Source organism: Nocardiopsis nanhaiensis (genome assembly GCF_054778635.1).
Window position 1 is genome coordinate 1 of the sequence record NZ_BAAGZJ010000009.1, and the last position, 16,811, is coordinate 16,811.

Below are 16,811 nucleotides of genomic sequence, written 5' to 3' on the forward strand. Positions count from 1 at the left end.
AACAATCACTCTTCCCGTACAAGCGCCTGAACTCTCGCCCTGGCTGCTCTTCCGTGGAAGGCGTCTGCGTTTCCGCTTCTTTGTGTTCTTTACTTTATCAGGTGTTCCGCACCCCGCCAAATCGGCGGTTTCGGCAGTGTTTCCACTAAACCCAAGATCGGGGTAAAGCCCGTTTCGCTTCTTTCGCCCTGCGTTTCCGCCCGGCGTCTGAAGCAACTCTCCGAGCTTACATGCTCCGGGCAGTGCCCGAACCATCTCGGCTCAGTGGAGAAAGAGTGTGTCTGTGATCGCGGCCCGGTGCTGAGCCAGATCCCCAGGGGATCCGCTCGCCGTCCCGCAGCGACTCTTTCGAGTGTAGGGATGCCGGAGGGAGACGTCAAATCAAGACCCGGATCCGTTGCCCTGTCGGCGATCCGGGCCTCGATCGCCCCGGTTTGGGCGGTTTCTCAAGGCCCCTGACGTGCGCGAGCTTCACACCAAGCTCGCGCGGTTACGTCGGCTTTTGTCAGACATCGGGCATCTTGCCCGAATGATGACGGAGTCAAACCTGGATTTGGTGTCCGGATCTGCTCCCGGGCACAGGGTGGGCCGGCTCCCCCGGTGGGAATCCGGCCCACGCCCTGGTTGGCACGGCCACGCAACCTGGAGGCTTACAGCGCTGAACGGCCCGATCCTGAGCCGCTCACCTCTGCTGGAGGCCCTGGCGCCCTAACCCTTCAGTACAGCCCCGCCGATATTGCGCTTGCCCTTGCGCAACACGACGAAGCGGCCCTGGAGTACGTCCGCAGCGGCGAGCTTGGCTTCCACGTCGGTCACCTTCACGTTGTTCACGTAAGCGCCGCCCTCCTGGATGGCACGGCGGGCCGCGGACTTGCTCGGCGCCAGGCCGCTCTGGGCGAACAGGTCGCTGACGAGCAGTTCCTCGACCTGGCCCTCGACCTCGACCTTGGGCACCTCGGAAAGGGCCGCGTCGAGGGTTCGGGCGTCCAGCTCGGCCAGGTCTGCACGACCGAACAGCGCCAGACTGGCCGCCTTGACCTTGCCGGTCTCCTCCTCGCCGTGGACCAGTGTCGTCAGCGTCTCCGCCAGTACGCGCTGAGCGGCACGGGCCTGCGGACGCTCCTCGGTCTGGCGCTCCAGCTCGGCGATCTCGTCCTGGGACAGGAAGCTGAACACCTTGAGGTAGCGGATGACGTCACGGTCGTCGGCGTTGAACCAGAACTGGTAGAAGGCGTACGGCGACGTCTGCTCCGGGTCGAGCCAGATGGTTCCCGACTCGGTCTTTCCGAACTTGGTGCCGTCGGCCTTGGTCAGCAGGTTCGTGGTCAGGCCGTGTGCCTGGCCGTGCGGCTCGTTGCCGTCGATCCGGCGGACCAGGTCCAGGCCGGCGGTGATGTTGCCCCACTGGTCGGAACCACCGATCTGCAGGGTGCAGCCGTGACGCCGGTAAAGCTCGACGTAGTCGTAGGACTGGAGGAGCACGTAGCTGAACTCGGTGTAGCTCATGCCCTCGCCTTCGAGGCGGCTCTTGACCGTCTCGCGGGCCAGCATCTGGTTGATGCTGAAGTGCTTGCCCACGTCACGGAGCAGCTCGATCGCGTTGACCTCGCCCAGCCAGTCCCCGTTGTTGGCGAGGATCGCGTCGGTGGGACCGGCCTGCTCGCCTTCGGGGGTGAACCTCAGGAAGGACGAGAGCTGCCCGGCCAGGTTGCCGACCCAGCCCTGCACCGTCTCCGCCGAGTTCATCTGACGCTCGGCGTTGGGCTTCGGGTCACCGATGAGGCCCGTGCCGCCGCCCACGAGGGCGATCGGACGGTGCCCGGCCTGCTGGAAGCGGGCCAGAGTGAGCGCCTGGGTGAGGTGGCCGACGTGGAGGCTGCCCGCCGTCGGGTCGAACCCGCAATAGAGGGTGATCGGACCATCGGCCAGCGCCTTGCGGAGTGCGTCAAGGTCGGTCGTCTGCGCGATGAGGCCGCGCCACTGGAGTTCGTCGATGATGTCGATCACTGTGTAGCTCTCTGTTGTGTAGGCGGGCCCTGCGGCCCGATCTGCCTAGCAGTGTAGGCCGGGTGCACCGGTGGGTCACCCGGATATCCCTCACACGACCACGCTATCGGCCGACTACCACCGCAGGTCATTCGGCGTTCCCCGCCTTCTCCTCCGAAGCTCTGGCGGCGCTCTTGACTCGCTTTGCTAATGGATTTAGCTTTATGGCTATGGGTATAAGCCAAGAAGTCCAGAACCACGGACGAGGGAGCACCGTCATGCACCACCTCCGGCGCCCCGAGGGACGGATCGCCTACGACCTGCACGGGAGCGAAAACTCCGGCATGCTCGTGATCTGCGTTCCCGGCATGTTCGACCACCGGGCCTCCTTCCGGTTCGTGGGAGCGGCCCTCGCCGCTGCCGGGCACCGGGTGGCCGTCATGGACCTGCGCGGACACGGCGACAGCGACATCACTTTCAGCGACCACACCGACCTCGCCGCCGCCACCGACGCAACCGCCCTGGCTGAGGAACTGGGCGGGGGCCGGGTCGTCATGGTCGGGAACTCGTTGGGGGCCGGCGCGGTGACCATCGCCGCCCTGGACCGCCCCGACCTGGTTGCGGGGATTGCCCTCCTCGGTCCCTTCCTGCGGGTCCCCAAGACCAGCTGGGCGAAGAGGGCCATGCTCAAGGTTCTGCTCGCCCGCCCCTGGGCGCCGCGAGCACTGACCCGCTTCTACGACAGCCTCCACGCCGGGCGGACCCCCGAAGGACACGACGAGCAGTTGGCGCGCATCCGCCACATGCTCCGCCCCGCCGACCGCTACCGGGTGGTCCGGGAGACCATCAACGGCCCGAAGAGGACGGTCGAGTGGATCGAGGGGGCCGAGCCCCCTGCCGCCGAGGCCGTGGTGATCATGGGTGACCAGGACCCGGACTGGAAGGATCCCCGTGCCGAAGCCGACTGGGTTGCCTCGGTCGTGCGCGGCAGCGTGGTGATGGTTCCCGACTGCGGTCACTACGCGCAGTCGCAGCGGCCCGACGTCACGGCGCCCGCCCTCGTCGACCTCATCGAGAAGGTGAACGCCGGTGCCTAGGGTCGGCCTCACCCCGCAGCTGGTCGTTGCCGAGGCCGCGGTGCTCAGCGATGAACAGGGATTCGACGCACTGTCGCTCTCGGCGCTGGCGAAGAGGTTCGGTGTGGCGACACCGAGCCTGTACAAGCACGTCGACGGCCTGTCCGGGCTGCGGCGCGAGGTGGCCCTCCTCGCCGTGACCGAACTGGGTGACCGGATCCAGGGGGCCGCGGTGGGGCGGTCCGGTTCCGACGCCGTCCGTGCGATCTTCAGGGCCTACCGGAACTACGCGCACGAACACCCGGGCCGCTACGCGGCGACCCAGCGGGGACCAGCACCGTCGGACCCCGAGGCGTACGCGACCTTCGCCAAACCCGTCGAGGTGATCGCGGCGGTCCTGCGCGGCTTCGAGATCCCCGAGGAGCAGCTGGTCCACACCATCCGGGCGCTGCGCAGCGCCGTGCACGGCTTCGTCGACCTCGAGGCACAGGGCGGGTTCAGGATGCCGGAGGACATCGACGAGAGTTACACGGTCCTGGTCGAGGGGTTCGTCCGGGCACTGGAGAACAGGCCGGGGAGCGAGCCGACGGACTGACTCTCCGGCGGACCGCAGGGGCCGCAGTGCTCAGGCGGCCGGAGCGGCAGGTCCGCATCCCACCGTTCCGGGTGGGCCGCCTGATGGGCCAGGCTTGAGGGCCCGGACGGTCGACCCGCCCGTCCCGGGAAGCGAGACAGTGTGGGAGCCCCCAGATGGCCAAGAGATCCTCCGCGAAGCGTGGAAAGTCCACTTCAGGGCCCGTGGCGATCATCGGCACGGTGATCGGTGCCCTGGTGATCGCAGCCGTCGTACTCCAGCAGCTCGGCGTGCTCGACCTGGAGACCGGAACCCCCGGCGCTGAGCCGCAGGGTTCCCCTGGTGCCGCCTCCTCCGACGATGTGGAGCAGGCCGGACAACAGCTGGCGGAACTCCGGGTCGAGGACGAGGAGGACCCGCCCGGGTACGACCGGGCGCTCTTCCCGCACTGGGACTCCGGGGTCGAGGACAACTGCACCACCCGGCAGGTCGTCCTGCTCCGCGACGGCGAGGACGTGGAGACCGACGACAACTGCCAGCCGGTGTCCGGTTCCTGGTACAGCCCGTTCGACGGGGAGACCCTGACGGACGCGCAGGACATCGACATCGACCACATGGTTGCGCTCAAGGAGGCCTGGCGGTCGGGGGCCCACGAGTGGTCGACCGAGCGGCGCCAGCAGTTCGCCAACGATCTCGACTCCACCCAGCTGTGGGCCGTGAGCGCCACCTCCAACCGCGCCAAGGGCGACTCCGACCCCGCCGACTGGCTCCCCCCGCAGGAGTCCGCGCACTGCGACTACGTGGTCTCCTGGATCGAGGTCAAGCACGAGTGGGACTTGAGTGTCGACCAGGACGAGGAAGCCGCCCTGCACGAGGTTCTCGAGGGCTGCTGAGTCCCTGAGTCCCTTGGAGGGGGCTGCTGACCGAAGGCCGCGGTCGGCAGCCCCGCCCATGCGGACACGCGTATCCGGGGCGTGCGTCCGGGGCACGTGCCTAGGGCGCGTCCTCCGTGCCGATGCCCCGTGCCGTGGCGAGGACTTCCTCCTTTCCAAGGAGGCCGGAGGGGTCGCGGACCTCGACCGCGACCCTTTCCCCCGCACTCCAGAAGGCCTCGGACTCGCCGTACAGGCCGACGGTGCCGTTGTTGTCGAATTCCGCGAGGTCCCAGGTGGCGGGGTCGTTCTCGTGGTAGTGGGCGAGGAAGGCACGGACCGCCGCCAGGTCGGTGAGCTTCTCCCCGCGCAGCACCAGGACCTGGAGCACCACCTGGAAACCCCCGCCCTCCTTGGCCTGTTCCCACATCCGGGAGGTGAAGGAGACGTCCTCCCATTCGTAGGGGAAGTCCGAGACCGAGGTCTCCTCGTCGACCGGTGCGGGCAGATGGCCGATCGTGAATCCGTCCAAGGGTCCTCCTCGTGGGCCGGCAGCGGGCGCGGCCGCCGTGAGAACGAGCGCGAGCATGGTGGCGAGGGCCACCGAGACGCACCTGGTCAGGGACATGGTCACCTCCACCGGGGACCGCGGGACCCTCCCGGACCGCCGGTTTTTCCATGGTCGGCCGGGACGGTGACCAGCACCAGGGTGTCCCTGAACCTGTGGATAAACCCGTTCCGACACACCGGGAGTCAGTACCCGTTGACGAACCGGTCGTACAGGAACTCGGCGATGGCCAGAGAAGAGGTGGCCGCGGGTGAGGGGGCGTTGCGCACGCACACCACGCGGCCGTGGGTGTCCACATGGAAGTCGTCCAGCAGGGAGCCGTCGCGGGCCAGTGCCTGGGCGCGTACACCGGCCGGTGCGGGGCGCAGGTCGGCCGCGGTGATCTCGGGAAGCAGGCGGCGGGCCTGGCCGGCGAACACCGCCCGGGAGGCCGACACCAGGGTCTCCCGGGCTCCCACGGACCAGTGCCTGCGTGCCAGTCGCCAGAAACCGGGCCAGGCGAGGGTCTGGACGAGTTCAGCAGGGCGCACGTCCCGGGCACTGTACCCCTCGCGGGCGGTGGCGAGGATGGCGTTGGGCCCGGCCATCACCTCGCCGCCGATGTGGCGCGTCAGGTGCACGCCCAGGAACGGATAGCGGGGGTCGGGGACCGGGTAGAGGAGACCTCGTACCAGGTCCCGGCGTTCGGGGACGAGCTCGTGGTAATGGCCGCGGAAGGGGACGACGCGGGGGTCGGAGGGTCCTCCCGCCAATCCCGCGAGATGGTCGCTCTGCAGCCCGCCGCAGAGGATCAGGCGGTCGAAGCGGTGGACGGTCCGCTCCCCCTTGGGGTCTCCGGTCAGGACCTCCGCGCCGTCGTGGTTCTGGCGCAGGTCGATGACGGGGGTGTTGAGCAGGACCCTGCCTCCGGAGCAGCGCACGTCGTCGGCGAGCTGCTCCGCGACCGCGACGAAATCGGTGATGGCGGTGGTGGGCGAGTGCAGTCCGGCGATCCCCGCCGCATGGGGTTCGACCTCCTGAATCCCCTCCGGGCCCAAACGGGTCACGCCGGGAACACCGTTCTCCTTGGCTCGGCGCTCGATGCCGTCCAGGCGCGACTCGTCTTCGCCGTCCACGGCGACCAGCAGCTTGCCCGCTTCCTCGTAGGGCAGGAAGTTCTCGGCACAGTAGTCCCTGAGCAGCCCTACCCCTCGGCGGCACAGCGTGGCCTTGAGCGACCCTGGCCGGTAGTAGAGCCCGGCGTGGACGACTCCGCTGTTGTGGCCGGTCTGGTGCGCGGCGACCCGTTTCTCCTTCTCCAGGACGGTGACGCGGGTGCCGGGGCGGTGGAGGGTGATGTGGCGGGCCAGGGCCAGACCGACGATCCCCGCTCCGATGATGCCGATGTGTTCGGTGCTGCGCATGGGCGAACGCTAGCAATCCGGCTCCGCGCGGCAGGCGTGCGGGCCGGGTTCAGAGTGCGCGCAGGCCGACGAGGACCGCGTGCAGGACGTCCTCCCGGCCGAGGGGCCTGGAAGGACCGCAGCGCTGGAGTGCTCCGTCCGAGACCATGTCGGCGACCATGATCCGGACCTGGCCGGTGGGCAGTCCGACCTCGGCGGCCAGCTCTGCGACGGTCCGGGCCCTCAGCGCGTGGTGGAGGATGGTCTCCCGCTCCGGCCGCAGCCACTCGTGACGGCCCGGGGTACGGGCCGCCACGACAAGGGTGAGCAGGTCGATGTCCAGGGTTGTGGTGGTGGGCGGCGCGGCCCGCTCAACGTTCCCGGCGTCGACGGCGTAAGGGCGCAGGAACCGTTCGTTCTCCGCGGCCTCCCCCTCCTCGGAGGGTCTGGGTCCGTTCCCGTCGGGACGGTCGGCCGCGCCACAGCCCGCCAGGCGACGGGCGTGGCGGCCCTCAGCGCTCACTGGGTCCTCCTCTTGGCGGTGTCTGGAAGGGCGTGGTGTCGGATCGGGGCCAAGGGGAGACGGCCCCCTGCGCCCCGGAGTGCCCCGCTTGGGGTTGTGACCGGGTCGGAGATTGGTCCTGGGGCGGACTCTGAGGCTGCGGCCGGGCCTGGGGTTGGGGACCGGACTGGTCCTGTGGATGGACCTGAGGATGAGGGCCGGACTGGGATCCGGGCCCGGACCCCGGGGCGGGGCCTCCGTGGGGACCGGAATGGCCGTTCGCCCCCTGCCACGGCCATCCGTACGGCCCCTGCGGGCCTGAGGGCGACCCCACGCTCTGCGGCCCTGAAGGTACGTACGTTCCCGCGTGGCTCAGCGCTCCCGGGAAGTGCGGGGCCCCGACGGGGGCGCCGCTGGTCGCGAGCGGGTTGTCCACGGGTTCCAGGAGACTGTCCGGGATGAGGGCGGTGGCCCGGGTCCCGCCGTACGGAGAGGGGTGGAGCCACACCCGGACACCGTGGCGCTCGGCGAGCCGGGCCACGACGAACAGGCCCAGGCGCGGATCGTCCGGCAGAGCCATCACGTCGAATTCGGGTGGACGGGTGAGCGTGCGCTCAGCGGCCGCGTACCCCTGCTCGGACATGCCGAGGCCCCGGTCCTCGATCTCCACCAAGAGTCCGCCGGCGACCGACGCGCAGCCGACGTCGACGGGGGTGCCTGCGGGTGAGAACTGCGTGGCGTTCTCCACGAGCTCCGCGAGCAGGTGAACGATGTCGGCCACGACCTGGCCGTGCATGAGCACCCGGGGCGCGGAGGTCAGCCGGACCCGGTCGAAGTCCTCGGTCTCCGCGATCGACGCGCGCAGAACGTCCACGAGGGGCCGGGGCTGGCGCCAACGGCGGACGGACTGGCCACCGCCTAGGATGATGAGGTTGTCGGCGTAACGGCGCGCCCGCGTGGCCAGGTGGTCCAGCCGGAAGAGCCGTCGGAGCGCGTCGGGGTCCTGTTCCCGGTACTCGATCTCGTCGAGCAGGCGCAGCTGGCGCTGGACGAGGGTCTGGTTGCGGAAGGCGATTCCGAGGAAGGCGCGGTTGGCCCCGCGGCGGATCTCGGCCTGCCGGACGGCGGCCTCCACCGCGGTGATCTGCGCGCTGTCGAAGGCGTCGGCGACCTGCCCGATCTCGTCCTCACCCTCCTCGTCGAGCGGCGGGAGCTCATCGACGACGTCGACCTTGGTCCCTCTCTGGGCCCGGTCGATGATGTCGGGCAGGTCCGCATCCCGGTCCAGTATCTGCTCCCGCAGGCAGTCGAGGCGCTCCGTGAGGCGGCGTGACGAGCGGCCCACGAGGGCGATGGCGAACACCCCGCCGACCAGGGTGACGGCCGCGGCGGCGACACCGAGGGAGACCCTCAGGAGTGCGGCACTCCACGCGAGGTCGACAGCGCGTTCGGCCTGGGTCTCGGCGAGGCCGTCCAGGGCGAGGGCAGTGGGGTACGAGGACGCGTCCCACTCGGCCGCCTCGACGTCGATGGTCGAGTTCCACTCGCTCAGGACCTCCTCCCCGCCGCCGTCGTCGGGGGCCTCCGCGACCGGCGGCCGGGTGACGACGCTCCGGCTGAGGCCTTCGGCCGCGGTCCACTCCTCCTCCGCCGTCAGGGTCTCGTACTCGGCCTGCACGCTCGGGTGCATGGCGTGGCTGGCGGTGTCCAGCGTGCCCCGGTAGGAGGCGGTGAGGTACGTGAAGTGCGCGGTCTCCTCATAGGTCATCCGACCGGTGGCGATGACCCCGGCAAGCAGGGCGTCCGCCGCCGCGTAGTCCTCGCGCGCGGTCAGCAGCTGTCGGGTGAGGACTGCGTCGGTGAGGTTCTCGCCGCCTTCCGTCGTGTGCAGAAGCGCCGTAGTGGTGTCGAGAAGGGACTCCAGGAGGCCCTCGTAGCGGGCGAGGGCCTCCTCCCGGTTCGCGGTGCGGTCGTCGACCGCCGTCCGCAGTGCCGTCAGCTCCTCTTCGCCTTCGGCCACGACGGCGGCGCTCCGGCCCACCTCTTCGTCACCGCCCTCGCTCAGCCGCGCGGCATGGTCGACCGCGCCGTCGAAAGCGCCGTCCGTACCCTCCCGTTGCTCGGCCAGTTCGTCCTGCACCGTGGAGGAGCCGCCGCTGTCCTGTTCACCGAGGTGGACCAGTGAGAGGCGGCGTTCCGCACGGAGTTCGGCCGCGGCCCTGGAGAGGACCTCCGTGCCCTCACTGGCTTGGTTGACGGCGCTCATGAGCTGTGCTGCCTGGGCTGTGCCAAGCGTGGCCACGATGAGCCAGAGCGCGAGGAAGCACAGACTCGGGATGAGCACTATGCGGGTGAGCTGCCCGCGGATCGTCCGGGTGGACGCGTGGGTTCTGCGCATGGCCCCCTCCGGCCCGAGCGGGTGCCGAGGCTACCGGGAGTGGCGCCACGGCTGCTTTCGGTCCTGCCGAGGCTATCGAAAAATCATTGCCGTGCGTTGTCAAATAATCACGAATAGTTATCCATCGTGCCAAGGCCTCCGGCCGACCCAGTGTTAAGGGGCGCGGAAGCGGGACGAAGGCGCAGTTCAAGCCCCACTCAACGCCACAGGGCCACCCGGAGGTCCGGGCGGCCCTGTGCGAGGTTTCCGCGAAGCAGATCTCGGGGTCAGCTGTCCGGGCGGTGCCGGGACCCCACCGGTGCGGGCAGCTCCTCAGCCGTCGGCGGCTGCTCCACTCCGAGTGAGTTCAGCACCTCGGCGTAGCGCAGCGCCGCGATCTTACCCAGAAGGCTGTCCGCGCCGAGCGGTGCACAGGCCTGGGCACCGAAGCGCTCGGCGAGCGCGGAGAGGCGCTCCTCGGGCAGCTCCGGGCCTACTGCGCTGGGCGCGATAACGGGGCGCTGGCTACCACCCTGGTGGAGTTGGGCACTGACCTGCTCGAGTGAGGCCTCGTCCTCCAGGTCCGCAGGAAGCACGGTCAGACCGAGACGAGCGGCGAGCAGGACCGCGGTGACACCCGCGGCCCCCACAGCGCCCTCCCCACCGACGGCGCCGACGATCACGCCGTCGGCCATGGTGGTGTTGCGGGCGGTGACGCTGATCAGCCGCATACGGTCGGCCCGAACGAGCCCGGCCTCGGCCAGGCGCAGGTGCAGCACCTCGGCGAGCATCGGGTGCGGGCCCAGGCCCTCGGTGACGCGGACGTCGGCGCCGGACTCGGCGATGGCCGCCTCGATCTCGGCGGTGGTCTCCGCGTGCGGGGCCGTGACAAGGGGAACCACGACCCCGGCGAGTGGACGGTCATCGGAGTGTTCCAGACCGGCCAGCGCCTCGACGAGGCTCTGCTCCCGGCCCTCGGTGTGCCCGAAACGGATGGTGACCTCGGGGCGGTAGGCCCGGACGAGGTCGGCCATTCGGGAACCGATCGACTCACCGTCGGCGTCCCTGGCCTGTTCGGCCGTGCCCGGGACCGCCATGATCAGGGCGGGGGTACCGAACCAGTTGTCGAAGGACAGCGGGTTGCGGTGGCGTCCGGAACGCCGCTTGGGCAGTTCGCGTGGGGGAAGTCGGTCAGAGTTTCGCATACCAGGATTCAGACGAGTGGCGGATGGGGTGCGCTGTCAAAGCGGTGGACACTGCCGCGACATTGTAGCGTTCAACGCCACATTCAGGGGCGATTCTCCTGAACGTATACCGGACCGACGCCGCGCTCCCAGGGGTAGTACCGCTCCGTGACTCTCCCCCCCTGAAGGGAGGGGCTTCATCCCTCGCGGAATGAGGTTCCTGTTTCATCGGCCTGTGCCTCCCCTGAGCTCTCCGAGGCCGGTCTTACCAGTCCTCCGCAGGCGTTTTACTTGTCGGCGAGCCCAGCCGCCAAGAGGTTCACCGCCGCGTTCACGTCGCGGTCGTGGGTGATGCCGCACTGCGGGCACTTCCATGACCGCACGTTCAGCGGCATCTTCTCGTTCACATCAACCACTCAGCGCCGGGCGGCGGCTGTTGATCACGTGGCTGACGAGCTGGACGAGCACCTCCTTCGCGGACCCGCGTTCTCGCGCGTCCGTCATCAGCACGGGCACCTCGGCAGGAAGGTCGAGGGCTTCGCGCACCTCTTCCGCCTCGTAGGCGGTGGACCCGTCGAAGCGGTTCACCGCGACAACGAACGGGAGCCCGCGGCGCTCGAAGAAGTCCACCGCGTGGAAGCAGGTGTCCAGGCGCCGGGTGTCGGCCAGGATCACGGCCCCCAACGCCCCCTCCGCCAGCTCGTCCCACATGAACCAGAAGCGGTCCTGTCCGGGTGTGCCGAACAGGTACAGCAAGATGTCGTCGTTGATGGTGATGCGACCGAAGTCCAGGGCGACCGTAGTGGAGGTCTTGTTCTCCACACCGCCCAGGTCGTCCACGCCGTAGCTGGCTTCGGTCATGACCTCCTCCGTGCTCAGGGGAGTGATCTCGCTGACGGAGCCCACCATGGTGGTCTTGCCCGCGCCGAAACCCCCGGCAACGATGATCTTCACGGCCTGGGGGATCGTCTCCCGCGCTCCCGGCCGGGTCTCAGAGTCTGCGGATGCCATCGAGTACCGCCTGAAGTACTTTCTTCTCGGGAAGCTGGGTCACGGGCATCGCTGCCCGGGTGCGCACATCGCCCTCGGCCACGAGGTCGCCCAGGAGGACTTTGACCACGGTCAGTGGCATGTCCAGGCGGGCGGAGATCTCCGCGACCGATATGGGCCTGCGACAGAGCTCCAGGATCGCCTGGAGTTCGGGGCCCCGCGCGGACTCTCGCCGGTCCCGCGATGCCATCACGATCGTGATCATGTCCAGGCCGCGGGCTTCTGTGGTCGGCCTGGTCCGGCCCTTGGTCATCGTGTAGGGCCGGACCAAGGGACTGGCAGGCGCGTCACCGGGGTTGACCCCCGCTGAAGGCCCCTCAGAGGTCGGGCGCCCCCCGCCCCTGCGCCAGGTCTGGGTCTCTCGGCGGGTGGCGGAACGTCCGCCCGGCTCCCCCGCGGCGGGCGCCACGCTCGACAGCGGGGCACCGCCCCGGTCACCGGACGTACTCACGACCCCCCACCACCCATGGGCGTGAGTTCGCCCGGCAGCCGGGGCGCGGCGGTGAGGAACTGCCCCACCCGCTTGACCCTCAGGTTCATCTCGTAGGCCACCAGGCCCACGTCGGCGTCTTCGGTCGCCAGGACAGCCAGGCAGGCACCCGCGCCCGCGGCGGTGACGAACAGGTATGAGTGCTCCATCTCCACGACGGTCTGGCGCACGTCACCGCCGCCGAAGTGCCGTCCTGTCCCCCGGGACAGGCTCTGAAACGCGGACGCCAGCGCCGAAAGGTGCTCCGCGTCCTCCGGTTGCAGCCCTCGGGAGCGCCCGAGCAGCAGCCCGTCGGCCGACAGCACGATCGCGTGGTCGGCGCCGACGACGCGGTCGACCAGGTCGTCGAGGAGCCAGTCGAGGTTGTCCGCGGCTTTACTCTTGCCCACCATCTCAGTCGCTCTCTCCCGTGTGGTCGTCGGCTCCCGCACCGACCTGGTTATCACTGCTGTGCCCTGGGCCGTCGTGTTCGAGTTCCTCGGCTCGACCCCGCCGTGTCCCCGTGCTGAAGGCGTCCATCATCCGGCGCGCCTGCTCCGGACTCCGCTGCGGTGTCGGATCCGGTTCCTCAGCGGCCGAGGCGGAAACGGGATCGTCGCGGAGCTGCGGTGCGAGGTGGGCCTGCCTCTTCCGTCTGGGCAGTCCCACCCGGCCCGGTCCGACACCCACCCGACCGGCACCGACCACCCGTTTGGGCAAGGGTTGCGGCCCGCTCCCCCGTACCGGTTCCGGCGACTCGGGGTCCAGGTCCGGCACCTGTCGGAGCACTGAGTTCTCCCGTGCGAGTTCCTCCGTCCCTACGCCGCCTTCGGTGTGTTCTGGGACCGAGCGCAGTACCGGCCGGGTCTGCCGGTGTCCCGCTTCCGCGGAGAGCAGGTCGGCCGGGTCGCCCCGGTCGGCGGCGGTGCGTACCGTCCCCTGGCCTCCCTCCTCCATCCGGGCGATCGCGGCTGTCCTGGGCCAGTCGGCACCTGTGCCGGCGGAGGACGCGACCAGTGTTCCGGGGATGAGCACGACGGCCCGGGTGCCCCCGTAGGGAGACGGCCGCAGTTGCACACGGATGTCGTGTTTCTGCGCGAGCCTGGCCACGACGAACAGTCCGAGGCGCCCGTCGGTACCGGGGGTCATGACGTCGAACTCGGGTGCGTCACTGAGCGTGCCGTTCGAGTTGACGAGGTCCTCCTCCGTCATGCCGAGGCCGCGGTCCTCGATCTCGATGGCCACGCCCTTGGGGACGTTCTCCGTTGCGATGGTGACGTCGGTGTGCGGCGGAGAGTAGGCGGTGGCGTTCTCGACCAGCTCCGCGAGCATGTGGATGACGTCCGCGACGACCGCACCGGAAAGCGACAGGTCCGGGACGGTGACGAGTTCGACCCGCGCGTACTCGTCGGTCTCGGAGATGGCGCCCCGAAGGATGTCGACGAGCGGGACGGGGTGGCGCCAGCGGCGGCCGGGTTGGGCCCCGCCCAGGATGATGAGGTTCTCGGCGTGGCGGCGGCCGCGCGTGGCCAGGTGGTCGAGCTGGAAGAGGCTCTCCAACAGGTCCGGGTCCTCTTCCTCACGCTCCACCCGGTCCAGGAGCTGGAGCTGTCGCTGCACGAGCGACTGGTTGCGGTGCGCGATGGCGAGGAAGACCCGGCTGACCCCGGACCGGATATCGGCCTGTTTCACGGCGGCGCTGACCGCGGTGCGCTGGGCGGTGTCGAAGGCGTCGGCCACCTGGCCGATCTCGTCGGTGCCGTGGTCGAGCTGCTTCATCTCGGTGTCCAGGTCGACGCTCTCGCCCGCCTCCAAGCGGCGCACGATCCTGGGCAGGTCGCTGCGGGCGATCCCGAGTGTCTGGGCCTTGAGCCTGGCCAGGCGATAGGTGAGGCGGGCCGCGGACCGAGCGGCGATCCCGTAGGCGACGGTGCCCGCGAACATGGACGTGATCCCTCCCCCCACGGCAAGGGAGAGCATCCAGGAACTGGCCGCCTCCGTCGATTCGACCACCGCGTCCACCCGGGCGGACCCGGCCTCGACCAGGGCGGCGTTGACCTCGTCCGCCGCCGCACGCCAACCGTCCAGGCCGGACGGGGGCGCGGTATCGCGGGTCTGTTCGTTGGTGAAGGGATCGACGTCGACGGCGGCCTCGTGGTGGACGACGGTGTCGACGATCTCCATGGCCTCCACCCAGGGCTCGCTCCGGATCAGCCGCTCCGCCGGTGACAGGTCCCCTTCGGCGGCTCCGTCGTCGACCGGGACCCCAGTGTCGAGTCGGCTGCGCGCGTCGCCCCGCAGGGTCGCGACCTCGGATTGCTGGGCCAGGGTGAGCTCGCCTTCAGAGAGGACCGAGGTGATGACTGAGTCGGCGTTGCCGAAGCTCTCCTGGGCCCACATCAGATCGGTGGCTGCCCTGGCCTCGTCGGAGGCCGGACCGTCGTCGAGGCCCTTGACCGTTTCCGTGTAGAGCCGGATGCCTTGGTGAATGGCGACGGTGTAGGTCTCCAACACCGCACCGAACTCGTCGGCTCCTCCCCCACCGGGGTCGCCGAGAGCGTCCGCGCGTATCCTCTCGACCGCCGCGGGCGACTCGTGGAATTCCTCTGCGAGGCGCTCCTGTGTCTGTGTGGAGCCCTCGAGGGTCTCCCAAGAGTCATGGACCCGGGCGAGCGCCTCGTCGGTGCGGTCAGCGGCGTCGACGAACGCTTGGCGGGTGTCCCCGCCGGGGTTACCCAGATACTCGACGCTGAGCCGGCGCTCGTCCTGGAGTTCGGTGACGGCTTCGGCGAGTTCGGCCCCGGCCCGTCCGTCGGTGACCGACGAGCGCAAGGAGACGGCCTGGGCGAGGGTGGTGGCGCTGAGGACGACGAAGAGCACGAGGAAGGTGACGCTCGGGATCAGCACCATTCGATTGAGCTGCGTTCTGATCCCGCGTTCCGCGCCCCCTGGCTGCCCCACTGCGCCCCTCCCCGGACTCTGCGCGGGCACCGGACGCCACGCGTTGTGCGCGCCGATTCCCCGTACGCTTCATCACTTTGCGCGCAGAGGGGAACACGTGTGGTGCCCGCAGTCCCAGGACGCTATCGCACTCTCCGGGGGCGTGAGTGGGGAATTCCATAATGCTTGCTGGAAGCGGCCTGCCACGGCCAACCCGTTCGTGTGGAGAGCCCGCCCCAACACATCCGGGCGCGGGCCACAGTGTGGCTCGCGCCCGGATGCGGATCGGACCGGCGCTCCGCTTCCGGAGCACCCCCGTTACGCCGTGCCCCGGTCCTGGGACACGGGATTTCTAGGGCAGAAAGGCCTTGCGGTGCTCCTCGACATCGGAGCGGAGCCGGGCGAGCTGGTCGCTGACCTGGACGGGAGCGGTTCCGCCCTTGCCCGCACGGGAAGCCAGTGACCCCGGCACGGTGAGGACCTCGCGGACCCCCGGGGTCAGGTGCTCGGAGATCTCCGCGAAGTCGGCGTCAGTCAGGTCGGGCAGGTCGATGCCGCGCTCTTCGCACACCCGCACACAGGAGCCGGCGATCTCGTGGGCCTCCCGGAACGGCACGCGCTCACGGACCAGCCACTCGGCGATGTCGGTGGCCAAGGAGAATCCCTGCGGAGCCAGTTCGGCCATACGGTCGGTGTGGAAGGTCAGGGTGGCAACCATGCCGCTCATGGCGGGCAGCAGCAGGTGCAGGCTGTCCACGGCGTCGAAGACCGGCTCCTTGTCCTCCTGGAGGTCCCGGTTGTAGGCCAGCGGGAGCCCCTTCAGGGTCGTGAGCAGCCCGGTGAGGTCGCCGATCAGGCGGCCCGACTTGCCTCGGGCGAGTTCGGCGACGTCGGGGTTCTTCTTCTGCGGCATGATCGACGAGCCGGTGGAGAAGGCGTCGTCGAGGGTGACGAAGGAGAACTCCTTCGTCGCCCACACGATGATCTCCTCGGACAGGCGGGACAGGTCCACTCCGATCATGGCGGTCACGAAGGAGAACTCGGCGACGACGTCACGCGCGGCGGTGCCGTCGATGGAGTTCTCCGAGGAAGCCGGGAAGCCGAGCTCGGCGGCGACCTCCTCAGGGTCCAGGCCCAGGGAGGATCCGGCCAGGGCCCCGGAGCCGTAGGGGGACACCGCGGCGCGGCGGTCCCAGTCGCGGAGCCGCTCCACGTCGCGGAGCAGGGGCCACGCGTGCGCCATCAGCTGGTGGGCGAGCAGGACCGGCTGGGCGTGCTGCAGGTGGGTGCGGCCCGGCATCGCTGCGCCGGGGTGGGTGCCGGCCTGGTCGGCGAGGGCGCGCACGAGGTCGAGGAGCTGGTCGGCGATGGACCGGGCCTCCTCCCGCAGGTACATCCTCACCAAGGTGGCGATCTGGTCGTTGCGTGAGCGTCCGGCGCGCAGCCGCCCGCCGAGCTCGGAGCCGACCCGCTCGAGGAAGCCGCGCTCCAGCGCGGTGTGCACGTCCTCGTCCTCCAGGACGGGGGTGAAGTCCCCCGAGGCCACGTCGGCCTCCAACCGGTCGAGCCCTTCGAGCATCCGGTCGAGCTCGTCCGCGCTGAGCAGCCCGGCGCGGTGCAGGGCGCGGGCGTGGGCGCGCGAGCCCGCGATGTCGTGGCGGGCGAGGCGCCAGTCGAAGTGGGTGCTCAGTGAGAGGCGGGCCAGGGCCTGGTCCGGGCCGCCTTCGAAGCGGCCGCCCCACAGGCGCAGGGCCTCGGGCTGGTCGGCCATCGTGGTCTCCTTAACGTTCAGGTGTACGGGGTACGGGTCCCGTTCGGGCCGTCCTACCGG

15 protein-coding genes are annotated in these 16,811 nt (G+C 69.8%); 3 read left to right on the plus strand and 12 right to left on the minus strand.

Going from position 1 to position 16,811, the window contains the following annotated elements; all coding sequences use genetic code 11:
* Window positions 1–708: 708 nt before the first annotated feature.
* Window positions 709–2,007 carry a tyrosine--tRNA ligase gene (gene tyrS, locus ACYVD1_RS06085; RefSeq protein ID WP_460768963.1) on the minus strand — a complete coding sequence of 433 codons (1,299 nt, stop codon included), beginning with the start codon at window positions 2,005–2,007 and terminating at the stop codon, window positions 709–711.
* Between the two features lie 257 nt (window positions 2,008–2,264).
* Between tyrS and ACYVD1_RS06090 the strand changes: the two genes are divergently transcribed.
* From ACYVD1_RS06090 to ACYVD1_RS06100, 3 genes are all read left to right on the plus strand, one after another.
* On the plus strand, window positions 2,265–3,083 hold the full coding sequence (locus tag ACYVD1_RS06090; RefSeq protein WP_460768965.1) for an alpha/beta fold hydrolase: 819 nt from the start codon (window positions 2,265–2,267) through the stop codon (window positions 3,081–3,083).
* Window positions 3,076–3,657: a TetR/AcrR family transcriptional regulator gene (locus tag ACYVD1_RS06095; RefSeq protein WP_460768967.1), complete on the plus strand. Its 582-nt coding sequence runs from the start codon at window positions 3,076–3,078 to the stop codon at window positions 3,655–3,657. The genes ACYVD1_RS06090 and ACYVD1_RS06095 overlap by 8 nt, the downstream gene beginning before the upstream one ends.
* A 155-nt stretch (window positions 3,658–3,812) precedes the next feature.
* Window positions 3,813–4,529: an HNH endonuclease family protein gene (locus tag ACYVD1_RS06100; RefSeq protein ID WP_460768969.1), complete on the plus strand. Its 717-nt coding sequence runs from the start codon at window positions 3,813–3,815 to the stop codon at window positions 4,527–4,529.
* A gap of 100 nt (window positions 4,530–4,629) precedes the next feature.
* Here ACYVD1_RS06100 and ACYVD1_RS06105 read toward each other — a convergent pair whose 3' ends face one another.
* From ACYVD1_RS06105 to argH, 11 genes are all read right to left on the minus strand, one after another.
* Entirely contained in the window at window positions 4,630–5,136 is a 507-nt protein-coding gene (locus tag ACYVD1_RS06105) for a hypothetical protein (RefSeq protein WP_460768971.1), read from the minus strand.
* A 125-nt stretch (window positions 5,137–5,261) separates the two neighbouring features.
* On the minus strand, window positions 5,262–6,479 hold the full coding sequence (lhgO, locus tag ACYVD1_RS06110; RefSeq protein WP_460768973.1) for an L-2-hydroxyglutarate oxidase: 1,218 nt from the start codon (window positions 6,477–6,479) through the stop codon (window positions 5,262–5,264).
* Window positions 6,480–6,528: 49 nt separating this feature from the next.
* Window positions 6,529–6,981, minus strand: coding sequence for a DUF742 domain-containing protein (locus ACYVD1_RS06115; protein ID WP_460768975.1), 453 nt, complete (start codon window positions 6,979–6,981; stop codon window positions 6,529–6,531).
* Entirely contained in the window at window positions 6,971–9,358 is a 2,388-nt protein-coding gene (locus ACYVD1_RS06120; RefSeq protein WP_460768978.1) for a sensor histidine kinase, read from the minus strand. The genes ACYVD1_RS06115 and ACYVD1_RS06120 overlap by 11 nt, the downstream gene beginning before the upstream one ends.
* Before the next feature lie 266 nt (window positions 9,359–9,624).
* Window positions 9,625–10,542, minus strand: a complete 918-nt coding sequence (locus ACYVD1_RS06125) for a sirohydrochlorin chelatase (RefSeq protein WP_460768980.1) — start codon at window positions 10,540–10,542, stop codon at window positions 9,625–9,627.
* Window positions 10,543–10,808: 266 nt separating this feature from the next.
* Entirely contained in the window at window positions 10,809–10,928 is a 120-nt protein-coding gene (locus ACYVD1_RS06130) for a zinc ribbon domain-containing protein (RefSeq protein WP_460768983.1), read from the minus strand.
* A gap of 1 nt (window position 10,929) precedes the next feature.
* Entirely contained in the window at window positions 10,930–11,532 is a 603-nt protein-coding gene (locus ACYVD1_RS06135; protein ID WP_460768985.1) for a GTP-binding protein, read from the minus strand.
* Window positions 11,513–11,980 carry a DUF742 domain-containing protein gene (locus ACYVD1_RS06140; protein WP_460769159.1) on the minus strand — a complete coding sequence of 156 codons (468 nt, stop codon included), beginning with the start codon at window positions 11,978–11,980 and terminating at the stop codon, window positions 11,513–11,515. Before ACYVD1_RS06140 ends, ACYVD1_RS06135 begins: the two co-directional genes overlap by 20 nt.
* 38 nt (window positions 11,981–12,018) lie before the next feature.
* Entirely contained in the window at window positions 12,019–12,453 is a 435-nt protein-coding gene (locus tag ACYVD1_RS06145) for a roadblock/LC7 domain-containing protein (protein WP_460746856.1), read from the minus strand.
* Between the two features lies 1 nt (window position 12,454).
* Window positions 12,455–15,001 (minus strand): sensor histidine kinase, encoded by a 2,547-nt coding sequence (locus ACYVD1_RS06150; RefSeq protein ID WP_460768988.1) that lies wholly within the window; start codon window positions 14,999–15,001, stop codon window positions 12,455–12,457.
* A gap of 331 nt (window positions 15,002–15,332) precedes the next feature.
* Window positions 15,333–16,751 (minus strand): argininosuccinate lyase, encoded by a 1,419-nt coding sequence (gene argH, locus ACYVD1_RS06155; RefSeq protein WP_460768990.1) that lies wholly within the window; start codon window positions 16,749–16,751, stop codon window positions 15,333–15,335.
* Between the last annotated feature and the right edge of the window lie 60 nt (window positions 16,752–16,811).